At 73.1% G+C, this 16,882-nt stretch carries 17 protein-coding genes; 8 read left to right on the top strand and 9 right to left on the bottom strand.

Annotated elements, in window-relative coordinates:
* The first annotated feature begins 17 nt into the window (after positions 1 to 17).
* On the top strand, positions 18 to 419 hold the full coding sequence (locus BMY40_RS03370) for a response regulator transcription factor (RefSeq protein ID WP_093655120.1): 402 nt from the start codon (positions 18 to 20) through the stop codon (positions 417 to 419).
* Positions 420 to 560: 141 nt separating this feature from the next.
* Here BMY40_RS03370 and BMY40_RS03365 read toward each other — a convergent pair whose 3' ends face one another.
* The 4 genes from BMY40_RS03365 to ctaC form a co-directional block, all read right to left on the bottom strand.
* Entirely contained in the window at positions 561 to 1,754 is a 1,194-nt protein-coding gene (locus BMY40_RS03365; RefSeq protein ID WP_093655118.1) for a L,D-transpeptidase, read from the bottom strand.
* Between the two features lie 122 nt (positions 1,755 to 1,876).
* Positions 1,877 to 2,275 carry a cytochrome c oxidase subunit 4 gene (locus tag BMY40_RS03360; protein WP_093655116.1) on the bottom strand — a complete coding sequence of 133 codons (399 nt, stop codon included), beginning with the start codon at positions 2,273 to 2,275 and terminating at the stop codon, positions 1,877 to 1,879.
* Positions 2,272 to 4,014: an aa3-type cytochrome oxidase subunit I gene (ctaD, locus tag BMY40_RS03355; RefSeq protein WP_093655114.1), complete on the bottom strand. Its 1,743-nt coding sequence runs from the start codon at positions 4,012 to 4,014 to the stop codon at positions 2,272 to 2,274. Before ctaD ends, BMY40_RS03360 begins: the two co-directional genes overlap by 4 nt.
* A gap of 3 nt (positions 4,015 to 4,017) precedes the next feature.
* Positions 4,018 to 4,962 (bottom strand): aa3-type cytochrome oxidase subunit II, encoded by a 945-nt coding sequence (gene ctaC, locus BMY40_RS03350; RefSeq protein ID WP_093655112.1) that lies wholly within the window; start codon positions 4,960 to 4,962, stop codon positions 4,018 to 4,020.
* A 298-nt stretch (positions 4,963 to 5,260) separates the two neighbouring features.
* Here ctaC and BMY40_RS03345 point away from each other — a divergent pair, with 298 nt between their 5' ends.
* Entirely contained in the window at positions 5,261 to 6,733 is a 1,473-nt protein-coding gene (locus BMY40_RS03345) for a cysteine desulfurase/sulfurtransferase TusA family protein (RefSeq protein ID WP_093655110.1), read from the top strand.
* Between the two features lie 55 nt (positions 6,734 to 6,788).
* Here the strand turns inward: BMY40_RS03345 and BMY40_RS03340 are convergent, their stop codons facing one another.
* Complete coding sequence (locus BMY40_RS03340) at positions 6,789 to 7,763, bottom strand: carbohydrate kinase family protein (protein ID WP_177213848.1); 975 nt, start codon at positions 7,761 to 7,763, stop codon at positions 6,789 to 6,791.
* A 214-nt stretch (positions 7,764 to 7,977) separates the two neighbouring features.
* Between BMY40_RS03340 and BMY40_RS03335 the strand changes: the two genes are divergently transcribed.
* Positions 7,978 to 9,453 (top strand): hypothetical protein, encoded by a 1,476-nt coding sequence (locus BMY40_RS03335; RefSeq protein ID WP_245769806.1) that lies wholly within the window; start codon positions 7,978 to 7,980, stop codon positions 9,451 to 9,453.
* 140 nt (positions 9,454 to 9,593) lie between these two features.
* On the opposite strand, the gene erpA is transcribed toward BMY40_RS03335, so the two are convergent.
* Positions 9,594 to 9,950: an iron-sulfur cluster insertion protein ErpA gene (erpA, locus tag BMY40_RS03330; RefSeq protein ID WP_093655108.1), complete on the bottom strand. Its 357-nt coding sequence runs from the start codon at positions 9,948 to 9,950 to the stop codon at positions 9,594 to 9,596.
* Between the two features lie 258 nt (positions 9,951 to 10,208).
* Here erpA and nadA point away from each other — a divergent pair, with 258 nt between their 5' ends.
* Positions 10,209 to 11,429 (top strand): quinolinate synthase NadA, encoded by a 1,221-nt coding sequence (nadA, locus tag BMY40_RS03325; protein ID WP_412695849.1) that lies wholly within the window; start codon positions 10,209 to 10,211, stop codon positions 11,427 to 11,429.
* A 90-nt stretch (positions 11,430 to 11,519) separates the two neighbouring features.
* Positions 11,520 to 12,407 carry a GNAT family N-acetyltransferase gene (locus BMY40_RS03320; protein WP_093655106.1) on the top strand — a complete coding sequence of 296 codons (888 nt, stop codon included), beginning with the start codon at positions 11,520 to 11,522 and terminating at the stop codon, positions 12,405 to 12,407.
* 76 nt (positions 12,408 to 12,483) lie between these two features.
* Here BMY40_RS03320 and pspAA read toward each other — a convergent pair whose 3' ends face one another.
* Both pspAA and BMY40_RS03310 read right to left on the bottom strand, forming a co-directional pair.
* Positions 12,484 to 12,774: a PspA-associated protein PspAA gene (pspAA, locus tag BMY40_RS03315; RefSeq protein ID WP_093655104.1), complete on the bottom strand. Its 291-nt coding sequence runs from the start codon at positions 12,772 to 12,774 to the stop codon at positions 12,484 to 12,486.
* Positions 12,775 to 12,850: 76 nt separating this feature from the next.
* Positions 12,851 to 13,657 (bottom strand): PspA/IM30 family protein, encoded by an 807-nt coding sequence (locus BMY40_RS03310; protein WP_093655102.1) that lies wholly within the window; start codon positions 13,655 to 13,657, stop codon positions 12,851 to 12,853.
* Between the two features lie 237 nt (positions 13,658 to 13,894).
* On the opposite strand from BMY40_RS03310, the gene BMY40_RS03305 reads away from it, so the two are divergent.
* The 3 genes from BMY40_RS03305 (at position 13,895) to BMY40_RS03295 (ending at position 16,536) form a co-directional block, all read left to right on the top strand.
* On the top strand, positions 13,895 to 14,497 hold the full coding sequence (locus BMY40_RS03305) for a DUF3043 domain-containing protein (RefSeq protein ID WP_093655100.1): 603 nt from the start codon (positions 13,895 to 13,897) through the stop codon (positions 14,495 to 14,497).
* A 50-nt stretch (positions 14,498 to 14,547) separates the two neighbouring features.
* Positions 14,548 to 15,315, top strand: coding sequence for a class I SAM-dependent methyltransferase (locus tag BMY40_RS03300; protein ID WP_093655098.1), 768 nt, complete (start codon positions 14,548 to 14,550; stop codon positions 15,313 to 15,315).
* A gap of 156 nt (positions 15,316 to 15,471) precedes the next feature.
* The gene (locus BMY40_RS03295) at positions 15,472 to 16,536 is read left to right on the top strand and encodes a S1C family serine protease (protein WP_093655096.1); all 1,065 of its coding nucleotides are present in this window, start codon (positions 15,472 to 15,474) and stop codon (positions 16,534 to 16,536) included.
* Positions 16,537 to 16,594: 58 nt separating this feature from the next.
* Here BMY40_RS03295 and BMY40_RS03290 read toward each other — a convergent pair whose 3' ends face one another.
* Positions 16,595 to 16,807 carry a hypothetical protein gene (locus tag BMY40_RS03290; protein ID WP_093655094.1) on the bottom strand — a complete coding sequence of 71 codons (213 nt, stop codon included), beginning with the start codon at positions 16,805 to 16,807 and terminating at the stop codon, positions 16,595 to 16,597.
* Positions 16,808 to 16,882: the final 75 nt, after the last annotated feature.

The following is a 16,882-nucleotide window of genomic DNA, read 5'->3' as shown; positions in this document are numbered from 1 at the left end:
GAGGACACGGAGGAACCATGCAGCCGACCGCCACGGTGCTGGTCTACAGCGACGACGCCAACACCCGCGAGCAGGTGCGGCTGGCCGCCGGGCGCCGACCGGCCGCCGACGTGCCGCCGGTCGAGTACGTGGAGTGCGCCACGCTTCCCGCCGTGCTCACGGCCCTGGAGGAGGGCGGCATCGACGTCTGCGTCCTGGACGGCGAGGCGACGCCCGCCGGCGGGATGGGCGTGTGCCGCCAGATCAAGGACGAGATCTTCGACTGCCCGCCCGTCCTGCTGCTGATCGGCCGCCCGCAGGACGCCTGGCTGGCCACCTGGAGCCGGGCGGAGGCAGCCGTTCCGCACCCGGTGGACCCGGTGCTCCTGGCCGACGCCCTGGCCGGACTGCTGCGCCGCGACGAGCACGCGGCCGCCTGAGAGAAGCCCCGCGCACGGGCGGAGGGCCGCCGCGGGCACCCGGGGTGCCCGCGGCGGCCCTTACCTCTTTCGGGCGGCCCCTGTGCCTTTCGGAGTTTCGGGGTCTCGGGGTTTCGGAGCCTCCCGGCACCGCCCGGCCGGTCAGTTCAGGGCGCTGCCCCCGCGCCACTGCTCCCAGGAGAGGTTCCAGTCGCCGAGGCCGTTGCCGAAGGCCGGCATCCTCGGGCCGTCCCCTCCCACGTGCCGGACGACGTCGCCCCGGCGGACGGTGTCGAAGAACCAGCGGGCGTTCTCGGTGCTCATGCCCGTGCAGCCGTGGCTGACGTTGTCCCTGCCGTGGTGCGCCGCCGACCAGGGCGCGGCGTGGACGAACTCGCCGCTGTCGGTGAGCTGCACAGCCCACTGGACGTCCAGGTCGTAGGAGTCCGCGCTGCCCGCGGGGATGCCGATGCTGGTGCCGGTCATGCGTACGGCGGCCTGCCGGCCGAGCACCACCTTGACGCCCTCGCGGGTGCGGAACCCGGGTTTGCCGGTGGTGACCGGAACGGTCCGGAGGACCTCTCCGTTCTTCCGGACGGTCATCTCCTTGTCGTCGATGTCGACGACGGCCTCGACGCGGTCGCCGGTGCGGATGCGCAGCGGCTCCGTCCTCCCGCCGCGCAGCCCGTCCCGGATCCACACGCCCTCCAGGGCGCCGCGCGCCTCGACGGTGGCGTGCGCGGGCCAGTAGGAGCGCGGGCGGTAGTGGAGGGTGTCGTCGTCCATCCAGCGCCAGGAGCCCTCGACGGCGGGCGAGGAGCGGACCGTCAGCGCGCGTTCCACGATCGCGCGCTGCCCGGCGTCCCTGACCGGCCGGCTGAGTTCGGCGGTGATGGGCTGGCCGACGCCGTAGGTGCCGTCGTCCGGGCCGAGGTCCACCTCAAGCCTCTTGCCGCCGGTCGCCGCCCGGGTGGTGAGTTCGGCGGTACGGCGGCCCGGGGAGCCGTCGCCGCGCTCGGTGCTGACGACGACGGTGTAGCGCATGGCGCCGGTCAGTGGGGTGTCGCTGCGCCATCGGGAGCCGTCGGCGGAGAGCGCGCCCTCCAGGCGGCGGCCCGCCGTGTCGACCGCGCGGACGTCCGTGATGCGGTTGCCGTCGCGGGCGGTGATCTCCAGGGGCTCATCCGGGTCCGCGGCACGGCCGTCCTCGCCGGTGTTCAGCGAGACGTGCGCGGTGGCGTCGTAGGGGGCCGCGTCCTGAGGCCGCTCACCGCTGCTGCATGCGGCGGGTCCCACCGCGAGCGGCACGAGTATCAGGAAGCAGATCATTGCCGTCCTGCGTGATCCACGACTCATGCTGCAACGGTAGGAACGCCGCTCGGAACGGACGAGCCGGATACGTACGAACGGGTCATCTCCGGAACGTGTCCGGAGATGACCCGTGCGTGAGGGGGTAGGGCTACTGGTTCCCTACCGTTTCACTGGTTCTGGTTCTCGCCGTGGTAGTACTCGAAGACCCAGCCGAACAGGCCGATGAGCAGCAGCGGCGCGGAGATGTAGACCAGCCACCAGCCGATGGCCACGCCGAGGAAGGCGAACGCCCCGCCCACGGCCAGGACGAGCGGCTGCCAGCTGTGCGGGCTGAAGAAGCCCAGCTCGCCGGCGTCGTCGGCGACGTCCGCGTCCTTGTTGTCCTGCGCCCCGGTGTCCACCCGCCGGGCGGTGAAGGCGAGGTAGTAGCCGACCATGATCGACAGGCCGAAGGACATGAACAGCGCGGTGGTGCCGACCGGCTCCTTGGACCAGAGGCCGTAGATGATGGCGACGGCCAGGATGAAGACCGACAGCCAGATGAACATGCGTCCCTGGATCTTCACTTGCCGGCCTCCTTGGCACCGGAGAGGACCGGGCCCTCGGGACCCTCGGTGTTCTCGAGCTGGTCGATGGCCGCGATCTCCGGGTGGTGCAGGTCGAACGCCGGGGATTCCGAGCGGATCCGCGGCATGGAGACGAAGTTGTGCCGCGGCGGCGGGCAGGAGGTCGCCCACTCCAGCGAGCGGCCGTAGCCCCACGGGTCGTCCACCGTGATCTTCGGCGCGTACTTCGCCGTCTTCCAGACGTTGTAGAAGAACGGCAGGATCGACATGCCCAGCAGGAACGAGCTGATCGTCGAGAAGGTGTTCAGCGCGGTGTAGCCGTCGGCCGCCAGGTAGTCGGCGTACCGGCGCGGCATGCCCTCCGCGCCCAGCCAGTGCTGGACCAGGAAGGTTGTGTGGAAGCCGATGAACAGCGTCCAGAAGGTGATCTTGCCGAGCCGCTCGTCGAGCATCTTGCCGGTGAACTTCGGCCACCAGAAGTGGAAGCCGGCGAACATGGCGAAGACGACCGTGCCGAAGACCACGTAGTGGAAGTGCGCCACCACGAAGTAGCTGTCGGAGACGTGGAAGTCCAGCGGCGGGGAGGCCAGGATGACGCCGGTCAGACCGCCGAAGAGGAAGGTGATCAGGAAGCCGATCGTCCACAGCATCGGCGTCTCGAAGCTCAGCGAGCCCTTCCACATCGTGCCGATCCAGTTGAAGAACTTCACGCCGGTGGGCACCGCGATCAGGAACGTCATGAAGGAGAAGAACGGCAGCAGCACCGCGCCGGTGGCGTACATGTGGTGCGCCCAGACGGTGATCGACAGGCCGGTGATCGCGATGGTGGCGGCGATCAGGCCGATGTAGCCGAAGATCGGCTTGCGGCTGAAGACCGGGATGATCTCGGAGACGATGCCGAAGAACGGCAGCGCGATGATGTAGACCTCGGGGTGGCCGAAGAACCAGAACAGGTGCTGCCACAGCAGCGCGCCGCCGTTGGACGGGTCGAAGATGTGCGAGTGGAACTTGCGGTCGGCCTCCAGGGCGAAGAGCGCGGCGGCCAGCACCGGGAAGGCCAGCAGGACCAGCACACCGGTCAGCAGGACGTTCCAGGTGAAGATCGGCATCCGGAACATCGTCATGCCGGGCGCGCGCATGCAGATGATCGTGGTGATGAAGTTGACCGAGCCGAGGATCGTGCCGAAGCCGGAGAAGGCCAGGCCCATGATCCACATGTCGCCGCCGACGCCCGGGCTGTGGACCACGTCGCTCAGCGGGGTGTAGGCGAACCAGCCGAAGCTCGCGGCGCCGTCGGGGGTGAGGAAGCCGCCCACCGCGATCAGCGAGCCGAAGAGGTACAGCCAGTAGGCGAACATGTTCAGCCGCGGGAACGCCACGTCGGGCGCGCCGATCTGCAGCGGCATGATCCAGTTCGCGAAGCCGGCGAACAGCGGGGTGGCGAACATCAGCAGCATGATCGTGCCATGCATGGTGAACGCCTGGTTGAACTGCTCGTTCGACATGACCTGCAGGCCCGGGCGGGCCAGCTCGGCACGCATGACCAGCGCCAGCACGCCGCCGACGCAGAAGAAGAAGAACGAGGTGACCAGGTAGAGCGTGCCGATCGTCTTGTGGTCGGTGGTGGTCAGCCACTGGATCACACGGTTGCCGCGCCGGCTGCGGCGCAGGGGCGCGGGGGTCGCCGCCGGCTGGTCCGACGTTGCGGCGGCACCCTGGGATTCGTTGAGGATGCTCACGGGTTACTGGCCTTCTCGTTCTTGGCGGGCTCCGCCCGCCGGGATGTAGCCGGTCTGGCCCTTCTCCGCCAGTTCCTCCAGGTGCTGCTGGTAGCGCTCCGGGGAGACGACCTTCACGTTGAACAGCATCCGGGCGTGGTCGACGCCGCACAGCTCGGCGCACTTGCCCAGGAAGGTGCCCTCCTTCTCGGGGGTCACCTCGAACTGGTTGGTGTGACCGGGGATGACGTCCTGCTTGAACAGGAACGGCACGACCCAGAAGGAGTGGATGACGTCGCGTGAGGTCAGGATGAACCGGACCTTCTCGCCCTTGGGCAGCCACAGCGTCGGGCCGGGGTTGCCGGTCTGCGGGTTCCGGTCGCCCGGCGTTCCCACCGTGTAGACGCCCTCGGCGCCCTCGGGGACGGCCTCGAGCATGTCGGCGGGGATGCCGGAGAGCTCGTCGGCGTCCATGTTGGACGTGGAGGTGTCGCCGTCCACGTCCTCCAGGTAGTTGAAGCCCCAGCTCCACTGGTAGCCGACCACGTTGATCACGTGGTCCGGCTTCTCGGAAAGCTCCAGGAGCTTGGACTCGTCACGGGCCGTGAAGTAGAAGAGCACCGAGATGATGATGAGCGGAACCACCGTGTACAACGCCTCGATGGGCATGTTGTACCGGGTCTGCGGAGGTACCTCGACCTTGGTCCTGGTGCGCCGGTAGACGATGACGCACCACAGGATCAGGCCCCACACCAGGACGCCCACCGCGAGCGCTGCCGCCCACGAGCCCTGCCACAGGGAGAGGATCCGCGGCGCCTCCTCCGTGACCGGGGTGGGCATGCCGAGGCGGGGGAAGTCCTTGTATGTGCAACCGGTGGCGGTCGCCAGGACCAGGCCCGCAGCAAGCGCCTGCGGCAGCTTCCGCCGCATCGGGCGCCGCGACGAGCGGTCGGAGCCGTTGGGACTCACGTAGCGCCTTCCCGAGAGTCTCGCCCGCTCGGCCCGGGCTCGGCCGTGTGTGGTCGGGCGCCGGCCCTGGCGCGGGCAGGGGTTTGGATGTTTATGCGGACCAAACCCTACTGGACGCTATTTGGGGTCGCGCGGGGAGGGTGCCCAACGCGCCGCGCGGCCCTCCGATGGGGTGGAACAGGGCCGGAATCGGGCCGGTGCCGGGGCGGGACGGAGGGGGCAGGGACGGAACGACCGCCTCCGCGGCCCGTACGGTCCCACCGGCGCACGGGGGCGGCGGGCGCGTTAGCGTGCCGGTGTGCCCTACTTCGACGCAGCCTCCTCGCTCCCCCTCCACCCCGTCGCCCGCCAGGCGCTGCTCGCCTCGCTCGACGAGGGCTGGGCCGATCCCGCCCGGCTGCACCGGGAGGGCCGGCGGGCCCGGCTGCTGCTGGACGCGGCGCGCGAGGCGGCGGCCGAGGCGGTGGGATGCCGCCCGGACGAGCTGGTCTTCACCCCGTCGGGCACCCGCTCCCTGCACACCGGCATCGCGGGCGCCCTCGCCGGGAGGCGGCGGGCCGGCCGCGCCCTGGTGGTCTCCGCCGTGGAGCACTCCGCCGTGCTCCACGCCGCCGAGGCCCACGAGGCCGGCGGCGGGACGGTGGTCCGGGTGCCGGTGGACCGTACGGGCCGGGTGGACGCGGCGGCCTTCGGCGCGGCGCTGCGGGAGAGCGGCTCCCCGGAAGGAGGGACCGCGCTGGCCTGCCTGCAGTCCGCCAACCACGAGGTGGGCACCGAGCAGCCGGTGGAGGAGGTGGCCGGGTTCTGCGCCGAGGCCGGGGTTCCGCTGCTGGTGGACGCCGCCCAGTCCCTGGCATGGGGCCCGGTGCCCGGGCGGTGGTCGCTGCTGGCGGCCAGTGCCCACAAGTGGGGCGGCCCGGGCGGGGTCGGTCTGCTGGCGGTACGCAAGGGTGTGCGGTTCGCCCCGCCGGCTCCGGTGGACGAGCGGGAGTCGGGGCGCTCCCCCGGCTTCGCCGACCTCCCGGCGATCGTCGCGGCGGCGGCCTCGCTGCGGGCGGTGCGGGCGGAGGCGGACGCCGAGGCGGCACGGCTGCGCGCCCTGGTGGACCGCGTACGCGCCGAGGTGCCCGCGCTGGTGCCGGACGTGGAGGTGGTGGGCGATCCGGTGCGGCGGCTGCCGCACGTGGTGACGTTCTCCTGCCTGTACGTGGACGGCGAGGCGCTGCTCCACGCCCTGGACCGGGCGGGGTTCTCGGTCTCCTCCGGCTCCTCGTGCACCTCCAGCACGCTGATCCCCAGTCATGTGCTGCGCGCGATGGGGGTGCTGTCGGAGGGCAACGTCCGGGTGTCGCTGCCGCCGGGCACGGCCGAGGCGGACGTCGACGCCTTCCTGGCGGTGCTGCCGGAAGCGGTGCGGGAGGTGCGCGCACAGCTCCGGGCGCCCTCCGGCGCCCCGCCGGCGCCGGCCGCCGCGGACCGGGAGGCCGGGGAGGCCGGGAGGGCCGGCGCGGCCGACGGAGAGGACGGCGGGCCGGAGACCGCGGACCCCGGCCGCGAGGCGGCGCTCACCGTCGACTCCCGCGGCAAGCGGTGCCCGATCCCGGTGATCGAGCTGGCGAAGGTGATCGACCGGGTGCCGGTGGGCGGCACGGTACTGCTGCTCGCCGACGACGAGGCGGCCCGGCTGGACGTCCCGGCCTGGTGCGAGATGCGCGGTCACGAGTACCTGGGCGCGCAGGGCCACGCCTACCGGGTGCGCCGCAGCGCCTGACCCCGTCCGCCCCCGGCTCCCCGCCGGGGGCGGACCCGCGCCGGGGCGCGCGTGCTCAGGCCAGGCAGGCCCGCACCTCGGCCGCGGCGTCCTCGCCGTAGGTCTTGGTGAAGCGCTCCAGGAAGTGGGAGCGCTTCAGCTCGTACTCCTGAGTGCCCAGAGTCTCGATCACCAGCGTGGCGAGCATGCAGCCGAGCTGCGCGGCGCGCTCCAGTCCGAGGTCCCAGGCCAGGCCCGACAGGAAGCCGGCACGGAAGGCGTCGCCGACGCCCGTCGGATCGACCTTGGCCTCCTCCTCGGGGCAGGGGACGGTCAGGGTCTCCCCGCCCGCCCGCTCGATGCGGACCCCCTTGGAGCCGAGCGTGGTGACGCGGGCCCCGACCCGGTCGAGGATGTCCTGCGCGCTCCAGCCGGTCTTGGACTCCACCAGCCCGGCCTCGTACTCGTTGGTGAACAGGTAGGCCGCGCCCTCGGTGAGCCCGCGGATCTCCTCCCCCTCCATCCGGGCGAGCTGCTGGGAGTAGTCGGCGGCGAAGGGGATGGACCGGGTGCGGCACTCCTCGGTGTGGCGCATCATCGCCTCGGGGTCGTCCGCTCCGATGTGGACCAGGTCCAGCCCGCCGACCCGGTCGGCGACCGTCTTGAGCTCGATCAGCCGGGCCTCGCTCATCGCGCCGGTGTAGAAGGTGCCGATCTGGTTGTGGTCGGTGTCGGTGGTGCACACGAAGCGCGCGGTGTGCAGGATCTCGGAGATGCGCACCGAGGCGGTGTCCACGCCGTGCCGCTCCAGCCAGGCGCGGTACTCCTCGAAGTCGGCGCCCGCCGCCCCGACGAGGATCGGGCGCACCCCGAGCTGGCCCATGCCGAAGCTGATGTTCGCGCCGACGCCGCCGCGCCGGATGTTGAGGGTGTCGGCCAGGAAGGACAGCGAGACCGTGTGGAGCCGGTCGCCGACGAGCTGGTCGGCGAAGCGGCCGGGGAAGGTCATCAGATGGTCGGTGGCGATGGAGCCGGTGACAGCGATACGCACGGCGGGCTGCTCCTGGAGAGGCGGGACTGCGGACACACCACGCTACTTCCTCGCCCGCCCCCCTACCTCCCGCCCCTGCCCCCGCCCTCCTCACGGCCGCGCCGGTGGAACCGTCCGCGGCCCCCTCCCGTCCCATCGGCGCACGGTGGAAAGACAGGCACCAGGTACGCGCGGCATGCGGACGCACGGTGCACGGAACCGAAGGAGCGATGCGGTGAGCGCCGACCACACCCCGGAACCCACCCGAACCCGGCGACGCGGGCTGACGACCGTCTCGGTGGCCCTCGCCGTCCTGCTGGCCGGAGGCGGCGGCGCGTACTGGGCCTCGACCGCCGGGAGCGGCGGAGCCTCGGACGCGGCCCGGCAGGGCGGCCGGGACAGGCCCGCGCCGCTTGTCCTGGACGGCTACGGGCAGGACCGCGCGGTCTCGCCGGAGCGCGGGATCGCGCCCGGTGAGCCGGCCCCCGGCGGACCGGTCTACAAGGCGTCGGGCCCCCTCCCCGACGGCCCCGCCTCGGCCCCGGCCTACCGGCCGGCCGGGAAGGTGGGCGAGCAGGAGGTGGCCGAGCTGGCGAAGGCGCTGGAGGTGCGCGGCGAGGTCCGCGGGAAGGACGGCGCCTGGACGGTCGGCGGCGAGGACAGGAACCTCACCGTGGACGCCGCCTCCGGCGCCTGGTCGTTCACCGGCGCGGTGCCGCTGGTGGCCGGGGAGGTCTCCGAGAAGGAGGCGAAGGAGGCGGCCCGTCCCGTCGTGGAGGCCCTCGGCCTGGAGGACGCCGAGGTGGACGCCGGGCAGGAGCGGGGCGGGCTGCGGATCGTGCGCGTCGAGCCCCGGCAGGACGGGCTGCCCGTCCACGGCTGGACGACCGAGATCAGCGTCGGCCACGGGGGCGCGCTGGCCGGCGGCAACGGGCGGGCGATCGGACTGGCGGAGGTCGCCGGGGGCGCCGAGTACCCGGTCATGGACGCCGAGGAGACCCTGGCCTCGCTCAACGAGCGCGGCGGCCGGGTGGATCTGGGCCTGAAGTGCTCCGAGCCCCCGCTCAAGGGCGGGGCGGAGCCGGGGACCGCGGGGCCGGGGGCCGGGAAGCCGGAGGACGTCCCGGCCGTCCCGCCCGCCGACGGCGATCCGGAACGGCCGGGCGGCCCGGGCGGGGCCGAGCCCTGCGGCCCGGCCGGGGGCAGCGAGCCGGTGGAGGTGACGGGGGCGGCGTTCGGGCTGTCGGCGTACTCCTCGCAGGGACGCGAACTGCTCGTTCCCTCCTGGCTGTTCGAGGTGGCGCCAGAGGGCGCGGAGACGCACACGGTGGCCCACCCGGCGGTGGAGCCGGAGTTCCTGGCGCCGCCCCCCTCCGAGGGCGACGAGCCCACCTCCGCGCCGGGCGGGCCGGGCCCGCGGCCCGAGGAGCGGATCAGGACCGCCACCTACGTCGAGGAGTACGGGCCGAAGGACCGCACGCTCACGGTCCACTTCTGGGGCGGGGTGTGCGACGAGTACCGCGCGAGCGCCGAGGAGAGCGCCGGGAAGGTGACGGTGCGGATCACCGGCGAGCCCCGGGAACCCGGCAGGGCCTGTGTGATGGTCGCCAAGGACATGACCGTGGAGGTGGAACTCGACGAGCCGGTCGGCGACCGCGAGATCCTCGACGAGGAGGGCGAGCGGCTGCCCGAGGGCGCTCCGGAGGAGTGAGCGGGCGGGCCGGTGCGGGCGGGCCGGCCCGCCCGGCCCCCGCACGTCGTGCCGGAGCGGCATGCCGAAGGCGGCGGTCCCGGATCGGGGGACCGCCGCCTTCGGCTTGTCGTGTGCGCCGGCGGCTGCCGGCGGGCGGCTCAGCTGAAGGAGTCGCCGCAGGCGCAGGAGCCCGTGGCGTTCGGGTTGTCGATGGTGAAGCCCTGCTTCTCGATGGTGTCGACGAAGTCGATGGAGGCGCCGCCCAGGTAGGGGGCGCTCATCCGGTCGGTCACGACGCGGACACCGTCGAACTCCTTGACGACGTCGCCGTCCAGCGACCGCTCGTCGAAGAAGAGCTGGTACCGCAGGCCGGAGCAGCCGCCGGGCTGAACGGCGACGCGCAGGGCCAGGTCCTCGCGGCCCTCCTGTTCGAGCAGGCTCTTGACCTTCGCCGCGGCGGCGTCGGACAGGATGATTCCGTCAGTCGTCACAGCGGTCTCGTCCGATACGGACATCTGCTTCTCTCCCGGGTTGTACGGACTGCTCTGCCGCCTGCTCAACAGACGGCTTCCCGGTTTCATTCCAGGCCGGGCACGTCTTTGCGTCTTTCATGCTCGCACACCCGGTGCCCGGCGGTCACTTCCTCACACACGGCCGGCCGCGCGGAGACGGGGATGCGTCACACTGACGCGATCGGCATCGTCAATATGACGTGAAGCGGTTATGATAGATAACGTCAATCCGACGAAAAGACCCGCTGAGCCGATGAAAGGGTGCGTGCCGTGAACACCGCCCCGCCTTCCGCCCCCGTCCCGGCCACCCCCGGGGACGCCCTGGACGTCCAGCCGACCCCGCTGGCCCTGCTCCTCCTCGGCCGCGACTCCGACCCGAGGAGCGAGCGCGGAGTGGAGTGCCCCGGCGACCTGCCCTCCCCGTCGGACCCGGACCTGGTCGAGCGCGCCCGCGCGGCGAAGGAGCGGCTGGGCGAGAAGGTCTTCGTGCTCGGCCACCACTACCAGCGCGACGAGGTCATCCGGTTCGCCGACGTCACCGGCGACTCCTTCAAGCTCGCCCGGGACGCGGCCGCCCGCCCGGAGGCGGAGTACATCGTCTTCTGCGGCGTGCACTTCATGGCCGAGTCCGCCGACATCCTCACCTCCGACCGGCAGCAGGTCGTCCTGCCCGACCTGGCCGCGGGCTGCTCGATGGCGGACATGGCCACCGCCGAGCAGGTCGCCGAGTGCTGGGACGTGCTGACCGAGGCGGGCGTCGCCGACTCCACCGTCCCGGTCTCGTACATGAACTCCTCGGCCGACATCAAGGCCTTCACCGGGCGGCACGGCGGCACCATCTGCACCTCCTCCAACGCCAGGCGGGCGCTGGACTGGGCGTTCTCGCAGGGTGAGAAGGTGCTGTTCCTGCCCGACCAGCACCTGGGCCGCAACACCGCGGTGCGGGACATGGGGATGTCCCTGGAGGACTGCGTCGTCTACAACCCGCACAGGCCGAACGGCGGCCTGACCGCCGAGGAGCTGCGGGCGGCGAAGATGATCCTGTGGCGCGGCCACTGCTCGGTGCACGGGCGCTTCACCCTGGACTCGGTGAACGACGTGCGCGAGCGCGTCCCCGGCATCAACGTGCTGGTGCACCCCGAGTGCCGCCACGAGGTCGTCGCGGCGGCCGACCACGTGGGCTCCACCGAGTACATCATCAAGACCCTGGAAGCAGCCCCGGCCGGCTCCAAGTGGGCCATCGGCACCGAGCTCAACCTGGTGCGCCGGCTGGCGAACCGCTTCGCCCCCGAGGGCAAGGAGGTCGTCTTCCTCGACCGGACGGTCTGCTTCTGCTCGACCATGAACCGGATCGACCTGCCCCATCTGGTGTGGGCGCTGGAGTCGCTGGCCGACGGCAAGGTCGTCAACCGCATCCAGGTCGACCCGGAGACCGAGAAGTTCGCCAAGCTGGCCCTGGAGCGGATGCTCGCCCTGCCGTGATGCCCGGGCCGTGATCCCCGGTCCGTGATGCCCGGGGAATCCGGGCGGCGTGTGTGACCGGGCGCGGCGCGGTCGGCCAGGATGGTCGGCATGCTGCTGCGCCCGGTACGCGACCGCGACGACGACGCGCAGGCCGTGCGCTTCGTCGCGGACGCCGCTCTCCTGGCACCGCCGTCCCCCTGCGCTCCGCCGCCCGGGGACGCGCCGCTGCCCGCCCCCGCCGTCCGCCGCCTCCACCACGCCCGCCATCTGGCCCGCACCGATCCCGGCGGCTGCTGGCTGGCCGAGGACGCCGCCGGGCGCCCCGTCGGGGTCGTCCTGTCCGCGCGGCGGGAGGGCACCTGGGGGCTGTCGCTGCTCGCCGTGCTGCCCGAGGCGCGGGGCCGGGGCGTGGGCGGGGCCCTGCTGAAGCGCGCGCTGGAGTACGGCCGCGGCTGCCTGCGCGGGATCGCCCTCGTACCGCCCCATCCGGTCGCGGCCCGCGTCTGCCGCCGGGCGGGCTTCGAGCTGCACCCTGCCACCCGTCTGACGGGGAAGGTCTCGACCGCCTCGCTCCCCGCTCCCGACGGCGCGGTGGCCGAGGGCGGGCCCGGGGACCGCGACCTGATGGACTCGGTGGACCGGCGGCTGCGCGGCGGCGCCCACGGACCGGACCACGAGGAGCTGCCGCGCCACGCCAGGCTGCTGGTCACCGACGACTTCGCCGGCAGCGGCTACTGCTATCTCACCGAGGGCCCCGAGGTCCGGGTGGAGCTGCTGGGCGCGACCTCGCGGCGGCTGGCCACCCGGCTGCTGACCGCCGCCCTGGGCGTGGCGGGCGAGGGCCGCCGGGTGCGGATCGAGGGCCTGACCGCCGAGCAGCAGTGGGCGCTGGACGTGGGGCTGGCCGCGGGACTGGAGCCGGGCACCGCCGGCTGGGTGGGCCTGCGCGGGATGCGGCCGCCGTCGCCGTACGTGCCCTCCGCCGCGTTCCCGTAGCGGCCGCCGCCGCGGAGGCGCCACCGCGGGACCGTCACCGCGGGACCGCGCGGCCCCGCAGGGTTCCCCGGCCTCCTCAGGCGGGGGCGTCGGCGGGGAAGAGGCCGTCCTCGCCCAGCAGGGCGCGCACCTCCTCCAGCGTGGCGCCGGGCTCGGGCAGGATCAGCTCCGAGGGCTCCAGGGCGTCGTCCGGCAGCGGCGTGCCCAGCGAACGCACGGCGTCCAGCAGGGCGTTGAGGGTGCGGCGGAAGCCCGCCTCGTCACCGTGCTCCATCTCGTGGAGCAGTTCGTCGTCCAGTGCGTTCAGGCCGGGCAGATGGCTGTCGTCCAGCCTGACCTGCCCCTCCCCCATGATCCGTACGATCACGACGATCTCCTTCCGGGCTTCCCGGAGGCCGGGTGCCCGGTACGCCGGGGGTGATGCCCCCGGCGTACCGCTGCCGCTACTGCTTGTCGAAGCGGGGGGCGTCCTGCGACTGCGGCGCCTGCTGGGGCTGTGCGGCCTGTTCCTGCCCGCCCTCGATGGCCTGCCGGTCGGCGCCCGTGCCGCCCGCCAGCTCGGCCTTCATCCGCTGGAGCTCCAGCTCCACGTCGGAGCCGCCGGAGATGCGGTCCAGCTCGGCCGCGATGTCGTCCTTGGCCAGTCCGCTGGAGTCGTCGAGGGCTCCCGAGGCCAGCAGTTCGTCGATCGCCCCGGCCCGGGCCTGGAGCTGCGCGGTCTTGTCCTCGGCCCGCTGGACGGCCAGGCCGACGTCGCCCATCTCCTCGGAGATGCCGGAGAAGGCCTCGCCGATGCGGGTCTGGGCCTGGGCGGCGGTGTAGGTGGCCTTGATGGTCTCCTTCTTGGTGCGGAAGGCGTCGACCTTGGCCTGGAGACGCTGGGCGGCGAGGGTGAGCTTCTCCTCCTCGCCCTGGAGCGTCTGGTGCTGCTGTTCCAGATCGGTCACCTGCTGCTGGAGGGCGGCGCGGCGGGAGAGCGCCTCGCGCGCCAGGTCCTCGCGGCCGAGGGCGAGCGCCTTGCGGCCCTGGTCCTCGAGCTTGGCGGACTGGCCCTGGAGCTGGTTGAGCTGGAGTTCCAGCCGCTTGCGGGAGGTCGCGACGTCGGCGACCCCGCGGCGCACCTTCTGCAGCAGTTCGAGCTGCTTCTGATAGGAGTAGTCGAGCGTCTCGCGCGGATCCTCGGCCCGGTCCAGGGCCTTGTTGGCCTTCGCGCGGAAGATCATCCCCATACGCTTCATGACACCGCTCATGGGCTTCGCGCGCCCCCTTCGAAGACGGACTGAACCTCGCACACCGACAGGTCCCACCCTACGGGCCCTGCTTCCATTACCGCACTGTTCGGACCCGGATGTGCTCCTCCTCCAGGACGATCGGCGAACGGTGTTTCTCCCGCCCAGGAAGTAGCAGGGGGTACGGCGACCCGCCGTTGCCGGATCGTTCCCCGTGGGGGTGGGGGTCACACCTGGTCGCCCCGTACTCTTGGCGGTGTGTTCCGAAGCCGTTCTCGTGATGAGCAGGCCGCGCCCCCCAGGGAGAGCGCGGAGCTGACCAAGCAGCGCCGTGACCCGCAGGCCCCCAAGGGCCGCCCCACGCCCAAGCGCAGCGAGGCCGAGGCGCTGCGCCGTGCCGTGGCCAAGCCCCCGGCCGACCGCAAGGAGGCCGCCCGGCGCGCCCGCGAGGCCCGCCGCGCCGAGCTGGCGCGGCAGCGCGAGGCCCTGGCCGGCGGCGACGAGCGCTACCTGCCGGCCCGGGACCGCGGCCCGGTGCGGCGCTACGCCCGCGACTTCGTCGACGCCAAGTGGCACGTCGCGGAGTTCTTCCTGCCGCTGGCCGTGGTCATCCTGATCCTGAGCATGATGCCGTCGATGCAGGTGAAGAACGCCTCCCTGCTGCTGTGGATGGGCGTCATCGTGATGATCGTCGTCGACTCCGTCCTCACCGGCTTCCGGCTGAAGAAGGCCCTGGCCGAGCGCTTCCCCGACGAGAACCGGCGGGGCGCGGTGGCGTACGCGCTGATGCGCACCCTCCAGATGCGCCGCATGCGGCTGCCCAAGCCGCAGATCGCCCGCGGCGAGGCTCCGCGCCGCTGACGGGCGCGGAGCGGAACCGGAATCCCGGCGGAGCACCGACGGACCCATCGATGGACACAGCCGTACGAGACGACGAGCACCACGCGGACGCATCCCACGACGGCCTGCGCGGCGACGACGCCGTGGGGCAGGAGCTGGTCGCCCGGCAGTTGGAGGAGCAGATCACCTCGCGCTTCCCCGTGGGGCGGCGGCTGCGCGTCCTGGACGTGGCGTTGGGCCACGGGCGGCAGGCGCTGGCACTGGCCCGCGCCGGGCACGAGGTGACCGGGCTGGAGTCCGGCCCCGGGCGGGCGGACGCCGTACGCCGGAGCCTGGAGGGGGAGCCGGCGGGCATACGGGAGCGGATGCGCGTCGTCTCCGGCGACAGCCGCAGCACCGGCGCGCACTTCCTGCCCGGCTCCTTCGACGTGGTGCTCTGCCACGGGGTCCTGGCCCCCGGCGACGAGGCGGGCCCGCTGCTGGCCGGGCTGGGCCGGGTGCTGGCCCCCGGCGGGCTGCTGTCGCTGCTGGTGCCCAACACCGAGGCGGCGGCCATGCGGCCGGGGCTGGCCGGCGACTGGGCCGCAGCCCTGGACCGCCTCGTCCCGCCCGGCCCCGCCGAGCGCGCCCTGCGCCGCGAGGCGCTGACCGCCACCCTGGCCGGGATGAGCACTCCGGTGCACCGGTGGTACGGGGTGCGGGTCTTCACCGGTGAGGGCACCGCCCTGCCCGGCGGCGAGGCCGGACAGCGGCTGCTGGCCGCCGAGGAGCGGGCCGGACGCACCGACCCGTACCGCGCGGTGGCGGCACTGCTGCACCTGTGCGCCGTACGCGGCTGAGCCTCCGGGCCCCGCGCACATCCGTGCGACTGCCGGCCGCGTCGCGGTTTCCGGCGGCTTCCGAGGGGAACGCGGACGCCCTGCGGCCGAGCACCGCCCGACTGTGCCCGGACCGCGGCGGACCGGCGGACACCTGCGAAGGAAGCACTCGTACCCATGACCCGTTCCCCACTGCGCGGCGGGCGCCGCACGGGCGCCGCCGCCCTGTGCGCGGCCGCCGTGCTGCTCGCCGGCTGCACCGGCTCGGACTCCTCCGGCGGCGCCGACGCCTCGCCCTCACCCAGCGCCACAGTCCCCGTGCCGGCCACGGCCGAGGATCTGCAGGATTCCTTCCAGCAGGTGGTCGACCAGGTCCTGCCGTCCGTCGTCCAGGTCACCACCGGGCAGGGGCTGGGCTCGGGCGTGATCTACGACGGCGAGGGCCACATCGTCACCAACGCCCATGTGGTGGGGGACGCCGAGCGGTTCCGGATCACCATGGCCACCGGACGGGACGAGCTGGACGCGGAGCTGGTCGCCAGCTACCCGGAGGAGGACCTGGCGGTGGTGAAGCTCACCGATCCGCCCCGCAACCTGCGCCCGGCGACCTTCGGGGACTCCGGTGAGCTGGACGTCGGCCAGATCGTCCTGGCCATGGGCAATCCGCTGGGACTGTCCTCCAGCGTCACCGAGGGGATCGTCTCCGCCACCGGCCGCTCCATCAGCGAGGGCAGCGCCGAGACCACCATCGGCAACCTGATCCAGACCTCTGCCCCGATCAACCCGGGCAACAGCGGCGGTGCGCTGGTCGATCTCTCCGGCCGCGTCATCGGCGTGCCCACCCTGGCCGCCCGCTCCCCGGACGGGGGCGGCGGCACGGCGCCTGGCCTGGGCTTCGCCATCCCCTCCGACACCGTCCGGCACCTGGCCGACCAGATGATCGAGCACGGCGAGGTGGTCGACTCCGACGAGGCGGCGATCGAGGCGACGGTGCGCACCGTCCTGGGCGACGACTACCGGCCCGCCGGGGTCGCGATCGTGGAGACCGAGGACAGCGGCGCGGCGGACGAGGCCGGGCTCCGGGCGGGCGACGTGATCGTCGAGCTCGGCGGCGAGGAGACCCCGGACACCACCGCGCTGGCGAGGGCGCTGGCCTCGCACGAGCCGGGTGACGAGGTCAAGGCCGTCTACCGGCGCGACGGCGAGGAGCGGACCGTCGCGATCACCCTGGGCGAGCGCTGACGGGACGGCGGGGCCGGCCCCCGGGCGGCCGGGGACGGCCCCGCCGGATCTTCGGCCCTCAGGCCTCCTCGGCCGCGCTCAGGCTCATGGGCCCGTAGACCACCGTGCCGTCCTCCAGCAGCGTCACCTGCTCGACGCCGCCCTCCAGCAGTTCCCTCCAGGTCTCGCCGATCCAGCTCTCCGCGTCCCCCTGGGTGGAGAACTCCTCCGGCCGCACGGCCGGTTCCGTCTCCGTGCCGTCGGCCTTCTCGAACCGCCACGTCCACGCCATGTGCGCCTCCCCTTGTCCCTTGTCCGTCCCTTGCCGGCGGCTCGTCCCCGTGCCGTACCGCACCGGGTGCCGCCG

This window comes from Streptomyces radiopugnans (assembly GCF_900110735.1).
GTDB classification, from domain to species: Bacteria; Actinomycetota; Actinomycetes; order Streptomycetales; family Streptomycetaceae; genus Streptomyces; species Streptomyces radiopugnans.
The sequence above is the reverse complement of the archived record's forward strand: the minus strand, read 5'-3'. Positions and strand labels throughout refer to the sequence as shown.